A 19,965-nucleotide genomic window follows, 5' to 3' on the forward strand; every position below is an offset into this window, starting at 1 on the left:
GGCGGTGCCCCCCGCGACGTCCGGCCGGTCACCCATGGTGGCCGGCCGGACGCCTGTTCTGACTACGGGACCAGATATCGCTCGGCCAACTCCTCGATCAGCGGATCGTCGTCGGCCACCGCATCGAGAGCCTCGAGATCGTTTTCCACCGACACCTGCCGAGTGTCGTCCTGCTCCGGGTCCGGAGCGCCGTCCTCGTTCAGCTGCCGCAGGATCTTCTCGCGCACGCGCGCCTTCAACGAATCGCTCATGGTCTCAGCATGCCCAGTTCGGGCGATTCCACCCGGACGGCCACGCCGCGTCCGGTCACACCGGCGCCAACCAGCCGCCCCACGGCGTATTGCGCAGCACCGAGAACACCGCGAGCAGCGTCAGCGTGAGCCACAGCCCGGTCCGGCTCAGGCGCACCGACACCGCGCTTCCCGGCCGCCCGCGCCAGCGATGCAGCACCCAGCCGCCCCACCACACGAGGAATCCCAGCAGGATCGGCAGCACCATCGCATTGCTGTGTACCGCATCCAGAACGCGCCCGTCGGTGAGATTGTGCACCGCCCGCAGGCCGCCGCACCCCGGGCACCACCAACCGGTCAGCGCGTAGAACGGGCAGATGCCATAGGAGCCGGACACGTGCGGATCGCGGAAATGCAGGACGGCCGCCGCCCCCGCCGCGGCCCCCGCGACGAGCAGCGGCTGCCCGAGAGCTCGCCATCCCGGCCGGATCTCGCTCCGCCCGGCGGGCAGCACATGCGCGGTGTCCACAATCGTTCACGGTAGCCGTCGGCGGCGCCGATCCGCCAGGTCAGTCCGGCTGGGCGAAGCGCAGCGTATTGCCGAACGGATCGGCGACCTCGAAACCCGGTCCACCGGGCCCGTCCTCGGGCGCGCCCGGTCGGGCGTAGCCGTAGTCCTTCGCGGCGAGTTCGGCGTGCAGGGCTTCGATATCGTCGACCGCGATCCACACCACGGTGCCGGGCGTGCCGTCGCCGTGGTGCTCGCTCAGGTGCACGGTCGCCTGCGCCCGCGACAGCTCCGCGTACAGCGGCATCCCCGGTTCGAACCGATGCTCCCAGCCGACGGTGAAACCCAGGTAATCACAATAGAATTCGTACGCCTTGGCGACATCGAAGATGCGCAGCACCGGAATCGGGGCGGCAAGGCGGATCGCATCGGAGGCCATACCCGCGACGCTACCGGCTCACCGCCCGCTGGGTGACCGGGGCGGTGAGCGCTCCCGCCAGCATGTCCACGATCTCCGTCCACGCCGTATCGTCGGCGGCGGCGACCCGGCCGCTCTCCACCGCTCGCTCGTGATCGGCCAGCAGGGCGAACAGCATGGTCGGCAGTCCGCGCAGCCGCCGAACCCGAAGGCGCGGCGGCAGTTCCGCCAGCGCCCGCTCGAGTCCGCCCATGATCACCCGCACCGAGGTGCGGCCCGCGTCGTCGAGGTTGGCGGCATCGGTGAGCGAGGGATGCGTGCGGATCTGCTCCAGAAACCGGGCGTAATGCCCGATCCCGTACCGGGCGCGCAGCTCGAACATCGGAACCACCAGCGCCGCAAGCAGTTCGTGCACGCCGTCGCCGGTGCGCTCGGCCACCAGTTCCAGCCGCCGCACCTCCAGCGTCGCCATCCGGTGCTCGACCACGGCGGCGATCAGCCGGTCGCGCGAACCGAAGTGGTACTGGATGGCCGAGTTGTTGCGCTGCCCCGCGGCCGCGGCGATATCGCGCAGCGGGACCGCCGCGCCGCGCTCGGCGATCAGCCGCTCCGCCGCGACGATCAGACGCTCCCGGGCCGTTTCCGCTTCCACACTCGCAGAATAGCCGCTCATCAGGAGTTTGAGCAGAAAGTCTTGACAGTTAAGAACTCGTTCTCAACACTGCTTGTGACGCCCATCACTGCCGAACTCCCCGGGCCGTCAAGACGTTTCGCGCTGCCCGCGGGCATCCGAAGGAGGACCACCCGCATGATTCTGGACACCTTCCGCTTGGACGGCCGCGTCGCCGTCGTCACCGGCGCGGGCCGCGGCATCGGCGCGGCGACCGCCCTCGCCCTCGCCGAGGCGGGCGCCGACGTCGCCATCGCCGCCCGCACGACCGCGCAACTCGACCAGGTGACGGGCAAGATCCGCGCGCTGGGCCGCCGCGCGATCAGTGTCCCGTGCGACCTGTCCGATCTGGACGCGGTGACGGCCTTCGCCGAAACGGCCGCCGCCGAACTGGGCCGCATCGATATCGTCGTCAACAATGTCGGCGGCACCATGCCGAACACCTTCCTCACCACCACGCCCGAATTCCTCGAGGAGGCCTTCCGCTTCAATGTGTCCACCGCACACGCCCTCACCCGGGCCGCGGTGCCGCATATGCTGCGCGGCGACGGCGGCAGCGTCGTCAACATCTCCTCCATGATGGGCCGCGCACCCGGCCGCGGCTTCCTCGCCTACGGCACGGCCAAGGCCGCGCTCGCGCACTGGACCCGTTTGGCCGCAACCGATCTCGCGCCGCGGATCCGCGTCAATGCCATCGCCGTCGGGTCGGTGCTCACCTCCGCGCTCGAGATCGTGGCACGGCAGCCCGAGGTGAAGGCGACGATGGAGGCCGCCACCCCGCTGCACCGGCTGGGTGAGCCGTGGGAGATCGCGGCGGGCATCGTCTACCTGTGTTCACCGGCGGGCGGCTATCTGACGGGCAAGGTGCTCGAGATCGACGGCGGTATCGAGAGCCCGAATCTCGAATTGGGCCTTCCGGATCTGTGAGGAGCGGGCGATGACCTATCGCGTAGTGCAGTGGAGCACCGGCAATGTCGGGCGGTGGGCGCTGCGGTCCATCGTGGCCCGTCGCGAGCTGGAGCTGGTGGGCGTCTGGGTCTCCGGGCCGGAGAAGGCGGGCCGCGACGCCGCCGAGCTGGCCGGGCTCGACGAGCCGACCGGCATCCTCGCCACCACGGACGCCGATGCGCTCATCGCGCTGCGGCCCGACTGCGTCCTGTACACGGCCATGGCCGACGACCGGCTGGCGGAGGCCGTCGAGGATCTGCAGACCTTTCTGCGCACGGGCATCAACGTGGTGTCCAGCAGTCCGGTCTTCCTCCAATTTCCCTATGGCACCCTGCCGCCCGAGGCCATCGACCCGATCGTCGACGCCGCCCGGGCCGGCGGGGCCTCCCTGTGGGTCAACGGCATCGACCCCGGCTGGGCCAACGACTGGCTGCCGCTGCTGGTCACCAGCGGCTGCGAGCGCATCGACCGGATCGTGTGCTCGGAGATCATGGACTACTGCACCTACGACAATCCAAAGGTCCTGTTCGACATCATGGGCTTCGGCGGCGCACCCGACGAGCTGCCCATGCTGCTGCAGCCCGGCGTGCTCACCCTCGCGTGGGGCAGCGTGATCCGTCAGCTCGCCGCCGCGCTCGATGTCGAACTGGATTCCGTCACACAGAATTTCGAACGGATTACCACCCCCGAGGCGCTACGGGTCGCGGGCCGCACGGTGGCGGCGGGCACCACGGCAGCGCTACGCTTCCAGATCCGCGGCATGCGCGCGGGCCGTACGGTTCTCGTGCTGGAACACGTCACCCGACTACATCCCGACCTGGCTCCGGACTGGCCCCAGCCGACCGGAAAGGGTTGCTACCGAGTCGAAATCGAGGGCGAACCCACCTATCGGCTCGACCTCCAGCTCCACAGCGGCGGCGACCACGCCCGCGCCGGTGTGATCGGCACCGCCGCCCGCCTGGTCAGCGCGATCCCGGCGGTCGTCGAGGCCCGCCCCGGCCTGCTCACCGCGCTCGATCTCCCACTCACCACAGGGCGCGGGCTGGTGTCCTGAGAAAGTTGCGCCGCTCGCCCCGCGTCTCGGTGATTCGACTACCTCTCCGGACGGATGAATGCAACGCAAGATCAGGGCGGCCTCGGGGTCCGGCCCTGATGTGCCTGGTCCACACCGCTTTTAGCGTCGGGGTATGCGCCTGTTACCGATTGTGGGAGCCCTGTCCGCCGTCGCTCTGCTCACCGCCTGCTCCGCCGACAGCGGTCGGGCGGAGATCCCGGCGACATCGCCACCGCCACCGGCTGCACAATTGCGCGCCGATATCGACGCGCTGCTGCGCGCCGGGGCGACGGGCGTGATCGTCACCGTCACCGACCAGGGCCGAGATCAGGTATTCACCGGCGGAGTCGCCGATCGGGCATCGGGCCGGTCGATTCCGGAGCAGCCGGTGCAACAGGTCCGGGTCGGCAGCATCACCAAGACGTTCACCAGCGCTCTGGTGCTGCAACTGGTGGGCGAGGGCAGGATTCGGCTCGACGAGCCGGTCGAGACCTATCTGCCCGGCCTGCTGCGCGGCGAGGGCATCGACGGCCACGACATCACGGTCCGCCAGCTCCTGCGGCATCAGAGCGGACTGCCCGACATCGACGAGGACGAACGGCTCGACGAGTACCGCATGGCGGTGGAGAACCGAACCGTCACCCCCGCACAGGAGGTCGAATACGCCACCGGCCGACCCGCCGAATTCGCGCCGGGCACCCATACCAGGTACAGCAACACCAACTATACGGTGGCCGGCATACTGATCGAAAAGGTCACGGGCGCAACCTATTCCGAGGAGCTGGACCGGCGCATCCTGAAGCCCCTGAACCTGCGGGACACCTACCTGCCGGCCACCGGCGAGCACGAGATCCGCGGGCCCCACCCGACCGGCTACGCCACAGTGGCCGGCACGCTCACCGACGTCACCCGGGTAGAGCCCTCGGCCCCCTGGGCGGCGGGCGCCCTCGTCTCCACCGGCCCCGACCTCAACCGCTTCTACTCCCGCCTCCGCGCGGGCGAGGTGGTCCCGCCCGCCCAGCTACGAGACATGTACGACAGCGTTTCCCTCGAGGGCGCCCCCGGCCTCGAGTACGGCCTGGGCATCAGAACCAAGAAACTCCCCTGCGGCACAGAGTATTCCGGACACACCGGCGGCATCTACGGCTACACCACCCTGGCCGGAACCACCACGCAGGGACGCGCCGTCACCGTAGCCGTCACGGGCGACACCCCCACCCTCGACCAACTCGACGCCTTCCTCCCCCACACACTCTGCCCCTGACCCCGTCGCAACGGGCCCGACCTCGACTACGGCCTCGGTGTAAGAAGCAAAGCGACTCCCTGCGGCACAACATATTTCGGCAACATCGGCGGTATCTACGGCTACACCACCATCTCCGGAACCACCCCGCAGGGGTGCCGTAACCCTGACCGTCACCGGCACCCCACCCCCAACCCGATCTGGACGCGATCCCCCCGCACGCCCCTGCTCCTGAAGCCCACCAGCGCAGCCGATCCCGGCCACCGAACCACCGGCGGCCGGGATCACCGGGCGAAACCGCTACACCGAGGCCATCGTCTGATCGACGACCTCGGCCGCCGGCGCATTCTTCTTGATCGACTCGATCCCATTCTGAGCAGCGGCCTTACTCTTGTACCCCTGCCCCACCGCAATGATCTCCCCATTGGGAGCCTTCAATCGAATCCGGAACTCCCCGGACTTGTCCTTGGTGATCTCAAACTTGGCAGCCATTCTGGTTACCTCACTTCGGTAGAACCCGTAACCCCCGCTGACCAGGCAAGAGTAATAAGATCACCAGCTCACCGGTAACCCCACATCAATGATGGTTACCGATCAGCAATCTAGTGTGCCGGTCCGATTCAGCTCTGCCTCCAGGCTCGAGCGACCCGTCACACCCACGGCAGCCAGCTCGGGCCTCCCGGCCTGCCCCTGCAACTGCAACAGGAAGACCGTGGTCCCATCGACGGAATCAGCCGATTCGGCGACCACATCGACCAGTTCACCGGAGACGACTTCCCGGTCACAGGGCAGCGACAGCCGAAACATGAGCGCCGTCCCGTACTCCTGCCACACCCCGCCCAACATGCCCGGCAGCGGCGAATTGTGCAGCGCGACGGTCTCCGAATGATCGAGCTCGACGGAATAGATATCGGCCTCCGGCACGATCACGGGATTGAAGGCAGCAGCCTGCCCCGCCCCCACCCCCGCCGCCGCAACGACCGCCCCCACCGCCACGACGACAGCACGAATACCCATGACATGTACTCCAAATTCCCTATCCGCCAACAGAACTGGCACCAGCGCCCGACCACACCGATACCCGGCACAACCTAACTCACCAATCCCCCACCATGCCCGATCCGCAGTGATCTACCACACACCCAACCGACCGAACAAAGCCGTCGCTGGAACGACGAGAGGCGAATTCGCCGAGATTCGACTGGGGACCGTGCCCAACCACCGGGGCGCAGAGGCCGGGAAACCGGCCCGCACCTGCGATGTGGAGCCGCCTGGGGGAATCGAACCCCCGACCTTTTCTTAACGGATCGTCGCCAGCACTCAGTTAGCAACGATTCCCGATCGTGCCCACTACCAGCGGAACTCGCACATTCACCTGACCCAACAGTTCCCGTCGAATCCGACCGAAACTCACCAAAAACGTGTCGTTAACGTGTCGTGGGTCAAGTGGCCTAACACCGGTCACAACCAGCCACTTTGAGCAGAACTGCCATCACTCTCGCAGCTCCCCTGACCGAGATTCAACCCCAGCACCCTGGCCGGGGACCCCTCCCCGTACCGCCAGCCTGGTAGCGCACCGCTCGGTTGCTCGCAGCGCGTACGGGTTCTCAGGGGTGCTTTGGCTCGGGGGGATATCGGCCAACGTGGCTGAGGCTAGGCCGCGAATCGCCCTCAGGGACTCCCCTCCCCCGGTCCCGCGCAGAATCAGCCGGTATGCCTGAGAGGCGGCCGAGAAGGGGACGGGAGGGGTGCATGCCAGGGGTGGGCAAGCCGCCGCGAAATCATCGGAATCAGATCGAAACTCGACCAGATCTCGGGCAGTTCAGCGCACGAACCCGAGCGAGCTTCATACCACCGAACGCCATCTAAGCGTCGACCAAATCGCTCCATCGCTGAGCAAAAGCCCAGGCAGGTAGCAGCTTCTAAGCCTGGCCACACTGGCATCAACGGCGCGGCGGGCGAAGCGAACGCGAAGCATCATGCTTCCTCAGTGCTTCAGCATCAAGCTGAGCAGAATCGAAGCATCTCCGGTTGAACTCCCGCCCTGGCTCCATGATCGGCGATAGTGGCGGGACAGGTTCCGATATGCGGCTGTTCGACATCCATGTGTTCGGTCCGATGTTCGGGCCGTCGGCGCTGAGGTGCCATCACCCCCGCTCGGAAATCGGGCTCCAGATAGCTGCCTGACGGGCGAACGGGCTGCCGGTCGTCCCTGGTTCCACCTTGCCGAATAAGCGAGCCATATAGGAGGATCAGACGCCAGTCTGGATACATTGAGCTGTTCGGTCACGACGAGGGGGACCAGTGACGTTGAAGGTCGATCCGGACGCGCTACGCGCCTGGGCGAAGTGGTTGGACGGGTTGTCCGGCGAGATCAAAGGCCTCGGGAACGCGGTCACCGCGTCTAGCGACGCCAGCGACCCGTTTCCGGGCACGGACTTGGCAGGCAGTGTCAGCGCCGCGCGGGATCAGGTGAAGTCGGGGCTGACGTTCTTCGCTTCGCGACCGCAGGAGATGTCCGAGGTCGCCAAGGGCGCGGGCGACACCTACGAGACAACTGACGACGACTTCGCGGCCCGGCTGCGCGGGATGGGCGGGTTGCCGTGAGCCCCGGCAGGCCGACGCTGAAGATCTCCGAAGTCGAGAAGTGGAACCCCGATGTTCTCGGCACCGATGCCACCCACTTCGACACCGTGGTGACCAAGGGCGACCAGTTGTTGCAGTCGATGGTCACCAAGCAGCACGAGCTTGCCGAGTCCTGGAAGGGCGCGGGAGCCGATTCGGCTGCCGCCCGAGTGGAGGCGGAGAAGACAGCGGGCAGTCATCTGATGGGCAAGATCGGTGGTCTCAAGACCGCCCTGTCCACCCATCAGGGCGAACTCGCTCACGCCAAACAGTTCGTGATCGACAGGCGAAACCTGATCGTGGGCATGGGATTCGAGGTGGCTGACGACGGCACCGTTACCAGCGTCGCGAAACAGCAAGCGCTCAAGGCCGCGGCGGGACGCAACCCACATTCCGACCCTGGCTATCTCGCCAAGGCCTTGCTCGATGTCGAATACGAAGCCGCACAGCAACAGCTCGCGATGGTCACGGCCTTGCAGAACGCCGACAACACCGCGACCGCCGCGAAAGCCGCCATCGACATGGCGAAATCCGAACTGGCACGAGTGGCTCTCTACGAGATGCCGCCGAAAGGCATCCGCGCCATGTTTCCGGGTCTGTTGCACCCGGACTCTGCCCAGCCCAACGAGCTACCGCCGATCCTCGGTGATGCGCTGAAGCTGGAACAGGGAATTCCTCTGACCGTCACCAATCCGGATGGGTCCACGAAGACCGTGACCCCGAACCCGGACGGCACGCTCACCGTGGCCTCGTCGGTGCAGCAGCCGGACGGCTCGACCATCACCACCGAAACCACCGGGCACAATCCTCCGGTCACCACCGTGACCAAACCCCGCCCGGACGGGTCGGGCATCGTCGACATGACGGTCACCAGCGCGGACGGCAAGCAACAGCAACTCCAGAAGGTTCCCGAGGGCAATGGGAAGACCAGCACCTACGCGGCGAACGCTGACGGTTCGCGTGGGGCAAAGGTTTCCGAGTCCTACCCGCAGAACGGAGGCACCGTCACCGACAAGTACGGTGCGAACGGTGTCATCGACCGACAATGGCAGCGGCCGGATGGTTTTCGGGCGTTCGAACAGTACGTACCGGGGCCGGACGGGAAGCTACATCTGGCAGGGACGGCGAATTCCGCTGGGATGCAATCCCAAATGCAGCCTGATGGCACCGTGAAGACCACCTATCCGGACGGCAAGGCAGCGTCGACGGCGCAGCTTGCGGACGGCCGGATCGTGACGAAGTTCCCGGATGGTTCGGTGCTTCAGTACGACCCGAGTCAAGCGCCTCCGAGTACGCCCAAGCAATCGATCTGGGACAACGTGAAATCGTTCACCGGGACCGAATGGAACAGTCTCTACGGATCGACCAAGGACACGGTGGTGACCCATCCCCTTGCAACCGGGTTCTCCGGTGCCACCGCGGCGGGCGCGGAATGGGCAAAGGCGGGCGGAGCATCTATGGCAGGCCAGGCCGGGGCTGCAATGGCCGAGTCGCATATCAACCAGGTGCGGGCGCTCCAGATGCTCGACTCCGGTACTCCGGGTGCAGGGCACACGTTCGCCGGTGCGTTGGATTCCGCGACCGATGCCGCTAGCAAGGCCGAGATCGGCCAGCTTCTGAAGACAGACGGCAAGGCGCTCGGCGGAATACCGCTCGGCGCTGCGGTCAACGCATACGTTAACTGGGACGATTGGGCGCACCATGGAAAACCGGGCGATGAAGCCATAGCCAACGCAGCGGGCGGCACTGTCGGAGGGTGGGCCGGAGCCGCTGCTGGTGCATCGTTGGGCGCTGCCGTCTGTTCGCCGTTCCCGATAATCGGCCAGGCGTTCTGTGCGGGCATCGGAGCGGGATTGCTCGGATTCGGCGGCGGCTCGATCGGAGCTTGGACTGCTGAGCAACCATTCAAATGACCTCATTCAAAGGAGATGCATTGTCCGAGAATAACTCCGGGACGATGACAACGCCGCTGCTGCCCTGGGCGGCCGAGTGGGGTGGGCAACGACCGCGCGGAAACCTTGTCTTCGCAGCCGTTTTCGTGGTCCTGCTACTCATCTTCTCGATACCATTCGCCATCGATGCCGCGAACCAGGGAAATATGGGTCGCACGGTCTTCGGTGCGGCAATCTTCCTGGTGGCCCTGACGTCCTTGATCGCCGTCGTCCCGATTCTCCGTGTGCGCCGCAAGAAGCTTCCGCGAGATATCGAGACCTCAGCTACGGTTGACAGTTCCCGTGGCGTCAGGGTCTTTTATTTGTCCTCTTGGCGAAGAGCTCTCATCCTTTGGCTCACCGCAGGAACCCTTTTCCTCCTAATTCGGGGATGGCTGTTCTTCAAGCAGCTCTCCGATGACAGTGAGGGCTCTGCACGATCCCAGCTTTCCGCCGGAGGGCTCGTTATCGTCGTGATCGTGCTCGGGATGATCGCAGTTCTCGGTTGGTATCTGTTTTCGTCTCGGCACCGCCGAGGGTTCGTGGCGCTCACTGCCGACGGAGTGGTGCAGAGGCTTGGCCATACAGTGAAAAGGCTGCCGTGGTCCGAGATAGGTGGCGCTTTTCCCGGGGTGCTAAGCAATGTCCACGTCGTCGACATCGTGCCTGTGCCCGGTCACAAGGTCAACGTGGACTCCGGAAAAAGCTGGCTCGACAACATGCAGCGCGGTTCGCTGGAGAAGTCGATTCAGGTCCCGGCATGGGTGTTGGGAATGGACCCTGCCCTATTCCTGTACCTGGTCCGCTTTTACTGGCAGCACCCCGAAGCGCGACAAGAATTGGCCACTGAAGCGGTCGTGAACCGTATGCGGAGCGGCGAACTGCTGGGTTGACCGACCGGACCGAGACCTCCAACGCCCCGGAAACCCGTACGGTCTCACAACTGCTATACGTGACGCTCTACGGGCACGGGCCGCGGGGGCAACCTGGCCAGGGCCGCTCCGGAGAACGGCTTGGCTTCTAGCTTTTCCGTGCAGGCTTGCGGCTGCTCTGGCGCAATTCTTCGCCCAGCGCTGCGACGGCATGGTTTGCGCCCCATCTGAGGGACATTTCGCGGTGGAGGGTCCGAATGAACTTGACCAACCGGGAGCCTGGGGTGGCTGCTCCGACTCGTAGGGCCTCCGTCGCGGCCCGGGAAGCGGCTTCGGGTTCCCCTGCGCCAGCGAGTGCGCATCCCAGTTCTGCGACGTACCACGTTGCCCATTCGGAGGTGAGGATGTCGGGATCGAAACCGGCCAAGCCTCGTTCGAGGGACACGACGGCCTTGTCCCATTGCCGAGCCAGGCGGTAGGCCAAACCACGCTGCATGTCGATCAGGGAATCGGAGTAGAAGTACTGCGCGTCCGGCCGGTCGGGGTCTCCACGTGCTATCAGTTCGGCGGCCTGGTCCAGCTTGAGTTCCATTGCGTCCAGATCGCCTTGGATGGCGAGTCCGCGGGCCTCTTGTTGCACGGCAAGCGCGAGAACCGTTGGGCTGAGTTCGGTGCCGTCTCGTTGCGCGGCGCGCGACAGGCCGATCAGCGAGTCGATCTCACCTGCCATCCATGCGACATGCCCGCGCATCGACAGTGCGGTGGATGCCATGTCCCGATTGCCGCTCTCGGTGGCCTGTTCGAGCGCGGCTCGGTAATGCTGTACCGCGGTGCTGTGGTTGCCGAGGTTGGCGTGAAGCCAGCCGGAGAACTGCTTCCACCCCGCAGCCGCATCCAGGATTTCAGCGCGCGCAGATCCTCGAGCCTCCTTCGCCAACAACGAGGCGACCCGTGTTTGTCGAATGGTTACCGGCAGAACCAGTTTGGACCCGACCTGATCCTCCAGCCGCCGAGTTTCCGACAGCAGACCTTCCAGATCGTTGGCAAGGCCGTGGTCGATGTAGCGCCGTTCGGCCAGCGCACGAGCCTCCCGCAAGTGCAGTTGCGTCGACCGGTCGGCCTCGCTCCTGTCGCTGACCATGCTTTCGAAACTTGCCGACAGCGCACCGTTGGTGTCGAGGATGCGATCGAGTTTACGAACGATGTCAGGCGGAGGTTTGCGGCGGCCGTTTTCGAAACGCGAGAGCGCTCCCGCGTCGTAGTGGAGGGCGCGTGCCAGCTGTCGAACCGACAATCCCGCCCGCACTCGGAACCGCCGCAACTCGGCCCCGAACGCTTCCCACTCCTCCATCCAACCCCCTGCTGAACAGCGTTGCAGCGTTACCCAAAGCCTCTGGCAACACCATGGCCACGGTGCAACGGTACCGCGTAACGCCTGGTCGCAGGAGGCTTCGAACAGGCCCGGTGCCGAGACGATTACCGCGGTGTCGGGTGCCATACCAACGACCGGATCGAATGACAGTAGGGGTGACACGGTGGGGTTCAATTGGTGGCGCGAAAGCGGGGCCGAACAGTCACGCGTGAGTGTGCAGGAGATCGCGGCTCGGGTGCGAGCCGAGGACGCTGACATTGCCTACGCGGCCTTGTTCCCGAATGGCTGGCCACACGAGGCCCCCGACCATCCGCTGAGCGTGCCTGAGGCACACCAGACGATGCAGCGGCACCGCGAGTGCCGTACCGACGAGTGCCCGCGCAAGGCTGCGGCATGGACGACGCTGGTGGACTCCGGGAAGGTCAAGCCCGACAGTGGGCGCAACTACTGAGCCGTACGGAACAGCCGGTCGAATTCCCGAAACGCCTCCAGCACAACGCGTTCGCGCATCGCAGGGTTCGGCGATGTTGCGCGGCCACGAATCCAACGAAATCGGAGAGGGTGTGACGTGACGGGACCGGAAGGCGATTCCCAGCGATGCTCGGAGTTGTCCGGTGGTCGGCACGCCCGCGAGATGCCTGGTATCCGGGAATGGCTGTGCGCCATCGAGGACAAGGCCGGTACCGGATATCGAGTCGAGCGCGAACCACAGCCGCCGTACGGCTGGAACCTGGTCGCCCCTTCCGGGGCGATCGTGTGCAGCAACACCTTGGATTACCTGGAGTCGTGGGTGATCGACCGAGTTGCGCCTATCGCAGAGTCGACGACAGGCGAACCCAATCAATCGTGAATCGCGCCGTAGACGGGTGCTCATGGGTATTCAAACACGCTGTAGACCAACCGGATTCGCTTAGTTTTGCCAGACGAATTCCCCCACCCCTTGCGATTTCGCCTTGCGGCGCAGACAGACCACGGAAGAGCGATAGAGGAGTGCAAGCGTGGAGCATGGGCAACGACAACCGGACCCGAATGACGGACCGTGGATTAGGGCGGAGCACTGCGGCTATGTGAAGTGCGACCCGAAGACCGGTGCCGTGTTGGAGGTGCTGTGCCCCTCCATCCTGTGTCAGACCGTCGTCGCGGTGGTGAACGGGCGGATAGCCGCGCACGAACGCAAGCTGCGCAACGTCGCGCCGGGGCCGTGCGTGTGGATCGGGGTGCGAGTCTTCGGATCAGAGTCGGTCGCGCCGAGCGTCGCGGCCTCTTCCGAGCAGCAGACCGAGAATCGTGATCGGTGACCACGCGAGTCAGATGCCGGGTTCACCCCGTACCTGGGGTACATCCCCAGTTGATGCTGGTAGAGAGCATTTTCGGGGGATGTACCTTCGGTACACCCCGTACCGCTAAGCGGCGTCGGGCAGCCGGTACCGCGTGCCGCCCGCGACTTCGATTGCGTGGATGTCACCGGTGTCGGTGAGATCGGCGAATGCGTCGTCGAGGTAGGGGCGGTGGGTGTTCTTCACGCGGCGGCGGATGTCGGAGGCGCTGAGTTCTGGCCCGTGCTTGCTCAAGACCCGCAAAACGGTGTTTCGAGCGAGGCCGCGCCGATGGTCGGCCCCGGCTTCCTCGCGTTCCACCGCCGCGATTCCGCGGGCCCGGTTGGCTTGCGCGGTATGTTCGGTCAGTGCGTTGCGGATCGCTGTGCGGGTGTGGTTGCTGTAGCGCATCACCCGCTCGGCCAGCGTCCAGTCCTCGTCACTGACCACGCTGCGGCCGTCCAGGATCATCAGCGCGGCAGCGACTTTCAGCCTGCACAGCAAGGCGTGCCCATTGAGCGGGTCCACGTTCTCATCGCGCAACTGCGCCAGCCGGTGACGACGGATCGAACTGGAGGCCGCTTCGGGAATCACCAAGAAGTCGGACTGCCAACGCGGCAGCCGCACCGTGATCGGATCGGGCTGCGCCGGGGTGATGTCGGGTGCTTCAGGGTCGCGCACGTCCATCCACACGAACCGCTGCGTGGTCCCGCCATCGGCACCAGCGAACAACGTCCCGGCCCGCAACGGTTGCACCCCGAGGGTGAGTGCCGCCCGGTAGGACTGCGCGGCGACCACCGATCGGGTTGCCTTCTGCGCGTTGGTGAATCCCAGCGCTTCACCCGAATACAGCTTGCGCAGTTCACCTTCCAGCGTCGAGCCTTGCCGACCCAGCAGCGACGCCAACGTGTCGACCTCCGGCACCGTGAACAACATCCGATCCACCGGATTCGGAGCATCCTCGTCCGTCCCAGCGGGCCGGAACGTGCGCGCGATGCCCTCACCCGAACCCAACGGCAACTCCGCAACCTCGATCTCCCAGCCCCGGTGATCGGTGAACACGACCGCCTCCCGCGCCGCGGATTCGCTGGCCCCCTTCCCCGCGCCGGACGGACCCACCAACGCGACGAACAGGTTGAGCGAGGCCGAACCGCCCACGGTCGCGGGCAGCTGGACAGTCGGCGGCACCGACGCCACCGCACGCGCCAACACCACGCCCAGCGTCGACCACGGACCACACATCCGCGACCGTGAGAAATCCCGGATATGGGTCAGCACCGGACGCGCCTGCCAGAAATCCCCGCCCCGCTGCTCGTCGGCCCCGACGATCGCATTGCCGTAATCCACACTCGCGCTCACGCCGCCACCGCCTTTCGTGCCGACGCCATGGTCCGTTCCACCTCGAGCTGCGACAACCCGGCCGCTTCGCCTGCGTCGGCAATCGCTTCCAGCACAACGGGATTCGCATGATTGGCATAGGCGCGCGAAGCGGCCCAGAACAAGGCATTGTTCCGGTTGCCCGCGCTGGCCTGTCGGACGAACCGGGCCAGACCCTCGCCCGTGCTCCGATGGTGCTGAGTAGTCCGCCGGTAGGGCAGCACCAGCGGAGGGCACACCCGTTCGCGCAGGTGCTCGGGCAGATCAGCGATCTCGGCACGATTGGCCCACTGGTACCGGCCGCCACTGGGATGCAGGCTCGGGGGCACAACCACGTATCCCGAATGGGTCTTGATGTCGATACCGGGTGCACCGTCCACCTGGCCGCGCACCTTGCCGCCGCAGCGGAACCACAGATGCCAGCCGCCCCCGCCCGTGCGAGCGGTCCATGTTTCCGGAAGGTCACCGAGCGCGGCGATACTGCCCCCGTTGCGTGGGTCGATATCGAGCACCACGACCCCCGCAGGAGGACGGACACCGATGTTGCAGTGTGGGTTGCGCTTCCACCACCGCTTGATCACCTCCGGCTCAGTGGATGCGTCATCTTTGCCGTGCACGGTCACCGGAGCCTTACCTCGAGAAGCCAACGGCAGCACCGCATGACCGGACCGCGCATAGGCAAGCGCGTGCTCGATCATGGCCACCGCATCGGTTGCTGTAGACTCGGACATGAGTTTGCGGAATCATCCTTCCAGGTAGATCGGTGTTTCCCACAGTCCCGGCCGGTGCTCCAACACCAGCCGGGACTCTTTGCTTCTAGGCAGCATCGGCCTGATCGCCGAACTGCTCGTTCTCCCACGCGATCACGTCGACGAGCCGGTACCGGGCATAGCGGCCCACCATCGCGTAGCGCGGTCCCTTCCTCGGCCTGCGGGCAGCCCACGCCGCCAGCGTCTTTACCGGGACCTTCAACCGTGCGGCCAGTTCCTCTCGCGTGAGCCAGTCGTTCCCGGACATCGGCGCAGCGTTGGACAAAGGGGCCTCCTGTGTAGAGCGGACGTACCAAGGGCAGCTGGTACCCTCGGGTCATCATGATACAACATGAGCACCGACAGATTTCATCACAGATTGTTTTGATGGTATTGTCTGCATGTCAGAGCATGTTGCAACATGTTGAGCAGGTTGTGTTGAGGAGGTTGTTACGTGGTCGATCCAGATCGCGCGATCGGTAAGCGCATCGAGGCGCTGCGCACGGCCTGGGGCCTGAGCCAGGACCAGATGTCCGAACGCCTCCGCGCGGCGGGCCTGAACTGGTCGCAGGTCACCCTGTCCAAGGTGGAGGCGGGACAGCGGCCGACAAAGTTCTCCGAAATCCTCACCCTCGCCGACTTGTTCAGCGTCGAGATCGCCGAGCTGAGCCCCGACGGCGGCGGGTTCGCCTACCAGTACCACAAGGTCCGCCAGGACCGGGACAACGCTGCGGAGCGGATGCACGAGGCCGAACGCGCCTTGGAGAAGGCCCGGCACTGGCACCGCCAGTTGTCCGAACGGACGGCTCGCTTGCGGCTGGCGATGGAATTGGCCAGCGGGCAACGCGGCCCCTACCGGGTCAACGAAGACCCCATGGAGTTCCTGCACCACCTGCACGCCTACCTGTGGCCACCCACGCTCATCACGCCCCAGAAGCCCGCCGACGAAGCCGACGCCCTCGGCGTACTCGAGCAATTGGGAGTGGACGAGGCCACCATCGCCGACGCCCGCACCCGCGTCAGCGCAGACGTCGCCACGGTGCGCGCCGACCTCGAAAACGGCAACACCTCTACGCCGTTCCCGGACTACGTCAAGGCGCTGGACGAGCCCTGGGAGTCAGCCAGCGGCGATATCCCTCACCCCAGCAATCCGATGTTCGAGGAGGACATGCAAGGCATCGAAGACCACTTCACAACCGCAATGGCCGTGCGAATCCTGGCCGAACGCTTCCCCTACGTCCGATTCACCACCCCGGACTGGGACACATCCGAGGACGCGCACGACCGCCCGCCCGTCGTCCAAGGACTGATCACCGACGACTGACTAACCACCCAAAACCGTTCCACGACAACAGAAACGAGCAAGGAGACCCGTTGCCCAGGCAACCTCTCGCCATCGGCACATACGGCAAGATCAGCTGCAAAGAGCAACCCAATGGCAGCTGGCGCGCCAGCACCCGCTACCGCGACGACGACGGCGAAACCCGCACTGTCCAAGCCTTCGGACCAACCAGGGCCAAAGCCGAAGCCGCACTCAAGAACAAGCTGAAGGACCGAAATCCCGGACAGGAAAAGGCCATTACTCGCGAGACCAAGCTTGCGGACCTGGCAGACCTGTGGCTGAGCGAACTCGAGTACGAGAAGCGAACCGTACCGCAGACTATCGAGCAGTACCGGGACGAGATCGACGTCTCCACCGACAAGCGCGCCAAGAAAGACACGATCAAAATCAAGTCCGCTTTGGGAGGCGTGCGGGTCAGAGAAGCCACTACATCACGACTAGACCGCCATCTGAAGAAGGTCGCCGAGACCGGCGCATGGAAAGCGCGAATCCATCGCGTGATCCTCTCCGGCATGATGGGCCTCGCTGTCCGACACGACGCGATAAGCCAGAACCCAGTCCGCGAAGTCGCACGCATCCATCGAAAGAGGGACAAGCCGCGCGCAGCCGACATCGCCACGCTGACGGCGTTGCGGGAACAGCTCAAAGCCTGGCAGTTGGGTGGCGAGATCGACGGCATTCCGGCATATACCTCCGGTCCGAAGCGATCCCGGATGATCCTCGATATCGCTGATGTCCTGCTCGGCACCGGTGTACGTCCTGGCGAAGTGCTCGCGATCCGGTGGTGCGACCTCGACCTTGCCGCCGAGCTTCCCCGAGTGACCATCTGCGGCACCATCATTCGCCTCAAGGGCAAGAAAGAGGATGGCAAGGGCCTGATCCGTCAGGAGTGGACCAAGACCGATGCCGGGTACCGCTCCATCGCACTGCCGAAGTTCGCCGTGGACACGCTCATGCGACGGAAGCTCGACGCGAAGTCGAACAAGCTCGATCTCGTGTTTCCAAACCGGAACGGAGACATCTACGACCCCCACAACTTTCGGCGCAGCTGGCGCGAAGCGCGAGGGACCACGTTCGCCTGGATCACCCCGAAGACATTCCGCAAGTCGGTTGCGACACTGATCGCGAACGAGCACAGCGCACAAGGCGCAGCAAGCCAACTGGGCCACGCCGACGACGGCGCGACGGCCCGCAAGCACTACATCGACAAGCCGCACGAAGCACCCGACTTCACGGCGATCCTGGATCGGCACGCAGGCTAAAACGTGTCGTTTTCGTGTCAACGGGCCTGATTACGGCCCGCTAATCGCAGCGTTTCCGCTGGTAGATGGAGCCGCCTGGGGGAATCGAACCCCCGACCTTTTCATTACGAGTGAAGCGCTCTACCGACTGAGCTAAGGCGGCGTGCCTTGCGGCGGGTGCGAGTCTATCGTCTCGGGGGCGGATCGCGAAAATCGGTGGTCAGGTCGTGCGGGCGGAGATGAGGGTGGCGACCATGGCGGCTACCGCGAAGCGGGGTTTGACGTTGAGGTCGAGGGCCTCGCGGCAGGCCAGGACGGCCTCGATGGAGCGGAGCAGGCCCTCGGGGCGGACGTCGGTGGCCAGTTCGCGGATCTGGTCGGGGAGGTCGGGGTGGGTCAGGGAGACGGGGGTGTCGGGGGTGGGGCGGGCCGCGCCCAGGCGGACGGCGAGGGCGTCGCGGTAGAGGCCCGCGACGTCGATCAGGGCGCGGTCGAGGGCGTCGCGTCCGGTGCGGGTGGCGCGGGATTTCTGGCGGCGCTCCAGATCCTTGAGTGCGCCCGCTGAGCCGCGGGTGGCCGATGCGGTGCCCTTGCCGGTGCCGCCCGCGCCGAGGGCGGTGGCCAGTTCCTCGCGCTCACGCTCGTCGCGGGCCGCGCTGACCTGCTTGGCCTCCTCCTCGGCCGCCTTCACCAGTTCGTCGGCGGCCGCATAGGCCGCGGCGGGGCGGGCCGTGGCGCCCACCAGGGCCAGGGCGCGCTTGCGGCGCGACCGCGCCTCCTCGTCGGTGGCCAGGCGGCGGGCACGGCCGACATGTCCGCCGCTGACCGAGGCCGCCCAGGCCGCGGTATCGGCGTCCAGGCCGTCGCGCTCGCGCAAAACCTGGGCGATGGCGGGGACCGACGGTGTCACCAGATGGATGTGCCGACAACGCGATCGCAGTGTCACGGAGATGTCCTCGGGGTCCACCGACGGCGCGCACAGCAGGAAGACCGTCCGCTCGGGCGGCTCCTCGACGACCTTGAGCAGCACGTTGCCCGCCGCCTCGGTCAGCCGGTCGGCGTCCTCGATCACCACGACCTGCCAGCGGCCGGTGCTGGGTCGGCGCGCGGCGACCTGGACGATCTCGCGCATTTCCTTGGTCCCGATGCTCAACCCCTCGGGGACCACCCGGCGCACATCACCGTGCGTACCCGCCATCGTGGTCGTGCAGGCATGACAGCGTCCGCAGCCCGGTGTCCCCGGGTCGGTGCACTGCAAGGCGGCCGCGAAACACAGCGCCGCCACCGACCGCCCCGATCCGGGCGGTCCGGTGAACAACCACGAATGCGTCATCGCCGACGAGGACACGCCGCTGCGCGCCGCCACCGCCGCGGCCGTCAGCTCGGACTCGACCGCATCCTGGCCCACCAGCCGATCGAAGACACCCGCCACGCCGTACACCCTAGCCGTCGCCACCGACAGCTCGACGCGGCCGCCCGGATCAGGAGACGCGCTGATACGTCGAATTGGCGCCGTCGAGTGCCTCGCGGATGATGTCGGCGTGCCCACTGTGGTGGGCGATCTCACGGAAGATGTGCAGCAGCGTGAAACGTACTGTCTGCCAAACCCTTTCCGGAACCCAGGGCGAGGTCGGGGTGGGAATGACGGTATCGAGGCTGTCCACGCCGCGGATCAGCGCCGCGGTGTCGTCGGCGACGGTCTCCCACTGCTTCAGCAGCCCCTCGACGGTCTCGTCCGGGCCCATTCGGTATTCCGAATCGAATTTGGACACATCGAGTTTCGCGTTCTCGTCCCGCTCGACGAGTACCGTGTACCAGTGCCGTTCGCAGCTGACCAGATGGTGCAGCAGCCCGCCCAGCGTCAGTTCGCTGACGGTCGTGCGCTGGCGAGCCTGCTCGTCGTCGATGCCGCGCAAGGTGATCCGGAACAGCTCACGCTGACTGTCGAGCATGGCGATCAGGTCCTCACGTTCCTGATCGATCGAGGGTGCGGTCATCGGAAGCCCTTCCGCTGGACGTGCTCGGATGGCTCGACACGCTACGGCAGGAGACCGACCGAAAACGGACAA

The 19,965-nt window shown here is 65.9% G+C and carries 22 protein-coding genes and 1 tRNA gene; 10 read left to right on the forward strand and 13 right to left on the reverse strand.

The features are described from left to right. Positions 1-62: 62 nt before the first annotated feature. Genes NDR87_RS06075 through NDR87_RS06090 form a run of 4 tightly spaced genes read right to left on the reverse strand, consistent with a single transcriptional unit; the run spans position 63 to position 1,808 of the window. Positions 63-251 carry a hypothetical protein gene (locus NDR87_RS06075; protein WP_251909779.1) on the reverse strand — a complete coding sequence of 63 codons (189 nt, stop codon included), beginning with the start codon at positions 249-251 and terminating at the stop codon, positions 63-65. A 55-nt stretch (positions 252-306) separates the two neighbouring features. Next, complete coding sequence (locus tag NDR87_RS06080; RefSeq protein WP_251909777.1) at positions 307-759, reverse strand: DUF2752 domain-containing protein; 453 nt, start codon at positions 757-759, stop codon at positions 307-309. 40 nt (positions 760-799) lie between these two features. Continuing rightward, positions 800-1,177 (reverse strand): glyoxalase superfamily protein, encoded by a 378-nt coding sequence (locus tag NDR87_RS06085; protein WP_251909775.1) that lies wholly within the window; start codon positions 1,175-1,177, stop codon positions 800-802. A 10-nt stretch (positions 1,178-1,187) separates the two neighbouring features. Further along, positions 1,188-1,808: a TetR family transcriptional regulator gene (locus NDR87_RS06090; RefSeq protein WP_251909773.1), complete on the reverse strand. Its 621-nt coding sequence runs from the start codon at positions 1,806-1,808 to the stop codon at positions 1,188-1,190. A gap of 156 nt (positions 1,809-1,964) precedes the next feature. Between NDR87_RS06090 and NDR87_RS06095 the strand changes: the two genes are divergently transcribed. The 3 genes from NDR87_RS06095 to NDR87_RS06105 all read left to right on the forward strand — a co-directional run bounded on the left by NDR87_RS06095 (position 1,965) and on the right by NDR87_RS06105 (position 5,092). Continuing rightward, the gene (locus NDR87_RS06095; protein ID WP_251909771.1) at positions 1,965-2,753 is read left to right on the forward strand and encodes an SDR family oxidoreductase; all 789 of its coding nucleotides are present in this window, start codon (positions 1,965-1,967) and stop codon (positions 2,751-2,753) included. A 10-nt stretch (positions 2,754-2,763) separates the two neighbouring features. Then, entirely contained in the window at positions 2,764-3,828 is a 1,065-nt protein-coding gene (locus NDR87_RS06100) for a diacylglycerol kinase (RefSeq protein ID WP_251909768.1), read from the forward strand. Positions 3,829-3,961: 133 nt separating this feature from the next. Then, positions 3,962-5,092 carry a serine hydrolase gene (locus NDR87_RS06105; protein WP_251909766.1) on the forward strand — a complete coding sequence of 377 codons (1,131 nt, stop codon included), beginning with the start codon at positions 3,962-3,964 and terminating at the stop codon, positions 5,090-5,092. A gap of 279 nt (positions 5,093-5,371) precedes the next feature. Here NDR87_RS06105 and NDR87_RS06110 read toward each other — a convergent pair whose 3' ends face one another. After that, a complete protein-coding gene (locus tag NDR87_RS06110; RefSeq protein WP_251909765.1) occupies positions 5,372-5,563 on the reverse strand; it encodes a YegP family protein in 192 nt (63 codons plus the stop codon). A gap of 102 nt (positions 5,564-5,665) precedes the next feature. Next, positions 5,666-6,088, reverse strand: coding sequence for a hypothetical protein (locus NDR87_RS06115; RefSeq protein ID WP_251909763.1), 423 nt, complete (start codon positions 6,086-6,088; stop codon positions 5,666-5,668). Positions 6,089-7,375: 1,287 nt separating this feature from the next. Here NDR87_RS06115 and NDR87_RS06120 point away from each other — a divergent pair. The 3 genes from NDR87_RS06120 to NDR87_RS06130 are packed head-to-tail and all read left to right on the forward strand — an operon-like array spanning position 7,376 to position 10,520. Further along, on the forward strand, positions 7,376-7,678 hold the full coding sequence (locus NDR87_RS06120) for a type VII secretion target (RefSeq protein WP_251909761.1): 303 nt from the start codon (positions 7,376-7,378) through the stop codon (positions 7,676-7,678). Next, positions 7,675-9,609 (forward strand): T-complex 10 C-terminal domain-containing protein, encoded by a 1,935-nt coding sequence (locus NDR87_RS06125; RefSeq protein ID WP_251909759.1) that lies wholly within the window; start codon positions 7,675-7,677, stop codon positions 9,607-9,609. The genes NDR87_RS06120 and NDR87_RS06125 overlap by 4 nt, the downstream gene beginning before the upstream one ends. After that, positions 9,606-10,520: a hypothetical protein gene (locus NDR87_RS06130; RefSeq protein ID WP_251941074.1), complete on the forward strand. Its 915-nt coding sequence runs from the start codon at positions 9,606-9,608 to the stop codon at positions 10,518-10,520. The genes NDR87_RS06125 and NDR87_RS06130 overlap by 4 nt, the downstream gene beginning before the upstream one ends. 127 nt (positions 10,521-10,647) lie before the next feature. On the opposite strand, the gene NDR87_RS06135 is transcribed toward NDR87_RS06130, so the two are convergent. Continuing rightward, positions 10,648-11,850 (reverse strand): helix-turn-helix transcriptional regulator, encoded by a 1,203-nt coding sequence (locus tag NDR87_RS06135; protein WP_251909755.1) that lies wholly within the window; start codon positions 11,848-11,850, stop codon positions 10,648-10,650. Positions 11,851-12,079: 229 nt separating this feature from the next. On the opposite strand from NDR87_RS06135, the gene NDR87_RS06140 reads away from it, so the two are divergent. Next, complete coding sequence (locus NDR87_RS06140) at positions 12,080-12,322, forward strand: hypothetical protein (RefSeq protein ID WP_251909754.1); 243 nt, start codon at positions 12,080-12,082, stop codon at positions 12,320-12,322. Positions 12,323-12,869: 547 nt separating this feature from the next. Continuing rightward, positions 12,870-13,169, forward strand: coding sequence for a hypothetical protein (locus NDR87_RS06145; protein ID WP_251909752.1), 300 nt, complete (start codon positions 12,870-12,872; stop codon positions 13,167-13,169). A 105-nt stretch (positions 13,170-13,274) separates the two neighbouring features. Here NDR87_RS06145 and NDR87_RS06150 read toward each other — a convergent pair whose 3' ends face one another. From NDR87_RS06150 to NDR87_RS06160, 3 genes are all read right to left on the reverse strand, one after another. Beyond that, the gene (locus tag NDR87_RS06150) at positions 13,275-14,546 is read right to left on the reverse strand and encodes a hypothetical protein (protein WP_251909750.1); all 1,272 of its coding nucleotides are present in this window, start codon (positions 14,544-14,546) and stop codon (positions 13,275-13,277) included. Next, positions 14,543-15,262: a bifunctional DNA primase/polymerase gene (locus NDR87_RS06155; RefSeq protein WP_251909748.1), complete on the reverse strand. Its 720-nt coding sequence runs from the start codon at positions 15,260-15,262 to the stop codon at positions 14,543-14,545. The genes NDR87_RS06150 and NDR87_RS06155 overlap by 4 nt, the downstream gene beginning before the upstream one ends. A gap of 118 nt (positions 15,263-15,380) precedes the next feature. Then, positions 15,381-15,581, reverse strand: coding sequence for a helix-turn-helix domain-containing protein (locus tag NDR87_RS06160; protein WP_251909747.1), 201 nt, complete (start codon positions 15,579-15,581; stop codon positions 15,381-15,383). Between the two features lie 186 nt (positions 15,582-15,767). Between NDR87_RS06160 and NDR87_RS06165 the strand changes: the two genes are divergently transcribed. Beyond that, positions 15,768-16,637, forward strand: coding sequence for a helix-turn-helix transcriptional regulator (locus NDR87_RS06165; protein ID WP_251909745.1), 870 nt, complete (start codon positions 15,768-15,770; stop codon positions 16,635-16,637). Positions 16,638-16,687: 50 nt separating this feature from the next. Next, positions 16,688-17,917 carry a tyrosine-type recombinase/integrase gene (locus NDR87_RS06170; protein ID WP_251909743.1) on the forward strand — a complete coding sequence of 410 codons (1,230 nt, stop codon included), beginning with the start codon at positions 16,688-16,690 and terminating at the stop codon, positions 17,915-17,917. Positions 17,918-17,983: 66 nt separating this feature from the next. Here NDR87_RS06170 and NDR87_RS06175 read toward each other — a convergent pair. The 3 genes from NDR87_RS06175 to NDR87_RS06185 form a co-directional block, all read right to left on the reverse strand. Continuing rightward, positions 17,984-18,059 (reverse strand) — tRNA-Thr (locus NDR87_RS06175). A gap of 57 nt (positions 18,060-18,116) precedes the next feature. Further along, positions 18,117-19,328 carry a DNA polymerase III subunit delta' gene (locus NDR87_RS06180; protein WP_251909742.1) on the reverse strand — a complete coding sequence of 404 codons (1,212 nt, stop codon included), beginning with the start codon at positions 19,326-19,328 and terminating at the stop codon, positions 18,117-18,119. 49 nt (positions 19,329-19,377) lie between these two features. After that, on the reverse strand, positions 19,378-19,893 hold the full coding sequence (locus NDR87_RS06185; protein WP_251909740.1) for a DUF664 domain-containing protein: 516 nt from the start codon (positions 19,891-19,893) through the stop codon (positions 19,378-19,380). Positions 19,894-19,965 lie beyond the last annotated feature (72 nt).

It is taken from the genome of Nocardia sp. CDC159 (assembly GCF_023740735.1).
In the GTDB taxonomy this organism is placed as follows: domain Bacteria; phylum Actinomycetota; class Actinomycetes; order Mycobacteriales; family Mycobacteriaceae; genus Nocardia; species Nocardia pulmonis.

Coding starts and splice junctions, on each gene's coding strand:
- NDR87_RS06075 (WP_251909779.1), bottom strand. CDS start 251: ATGAGCGATTCGTTGAAGGCGCGCGTGCGCGAGAAGATCCTGCGGCAG.
- NDR87_RS06085 (WP_251909775.1), bottom strand. CDS start 1,177: ATGGCCTCCGATGCGATCCGCCTTGCCGCCCCGATTCCGGTGCTGCGC.
- NDR87_RS06095 (WP_251909771.1), top strand. CDS start 1,965: ATGATTCTGGACACCTTCCGCTTGGACGGCCGCGTCGCCGTCGTCACC.
- NDR87_RS06100 (WP_251909768.1), top strand. CDS start 2,764: ATGACCTATCGCGTAGTGCAGTGGAGCACCGGCAATGTCGGGCGGTGG.
- NDR87_RS06105 (WP_251909766.1), top strand. CDS start 3,962: ATGCGCCTGTTACCGATTGTGGGAGCCCTGTCCGCCGTCGCTCTGCTC.
- NDR87_RS06110 (WP_251909765.1), bottom strand. CDS start 5,563: ATGGCTGCCAAGTTTGAGATCACCAAGGACAAGTCCGGGGAGTTCCGG.
- NDR87_RS06115 (WP_251909763.1), bottom strand. CDS start 6,088: ATGGGTATTCGTGCTGTCGTCGTGGCGGTGGGGGCGGTCGTTGCGGCG.
- NDR87_RS06130 (WP_251941074.1), top strand. CDS start 9,606: ATGACCTCATTCAAAGGAGATGCATTGTCCGAGAATAACTCCGGGACG.
- NDR87_RS06135 (WP_251909755.1), bottom strand. CDS start 11,850: ATGGAGGAGTGGGAAGCGTTCGGGGCCGAGTTGCGGCGGTTCCGAGTG.
- NDR87_RS06155 (WP_251909748.1), bottom strand. CDS start 15,262: ATGATCGAGCACGCGCTTGCCTATGCGCGGTCCGGTCATGCGGTGCTG.
- NDR87_RS06160 (WP_251909747.1), bottom strand. CDS start 15,581: ATGTCCGGGAACGACTGGCTCACGCGAGAGGAACTGGCCGCACGGTTG.
- NDR87_RS06185 (WP_251909740.1), bottom strand. CDS start 19,893: ATGACCGCACCCTCGATCGATCAGGAACGTGAGGACCTGATCGCCATG.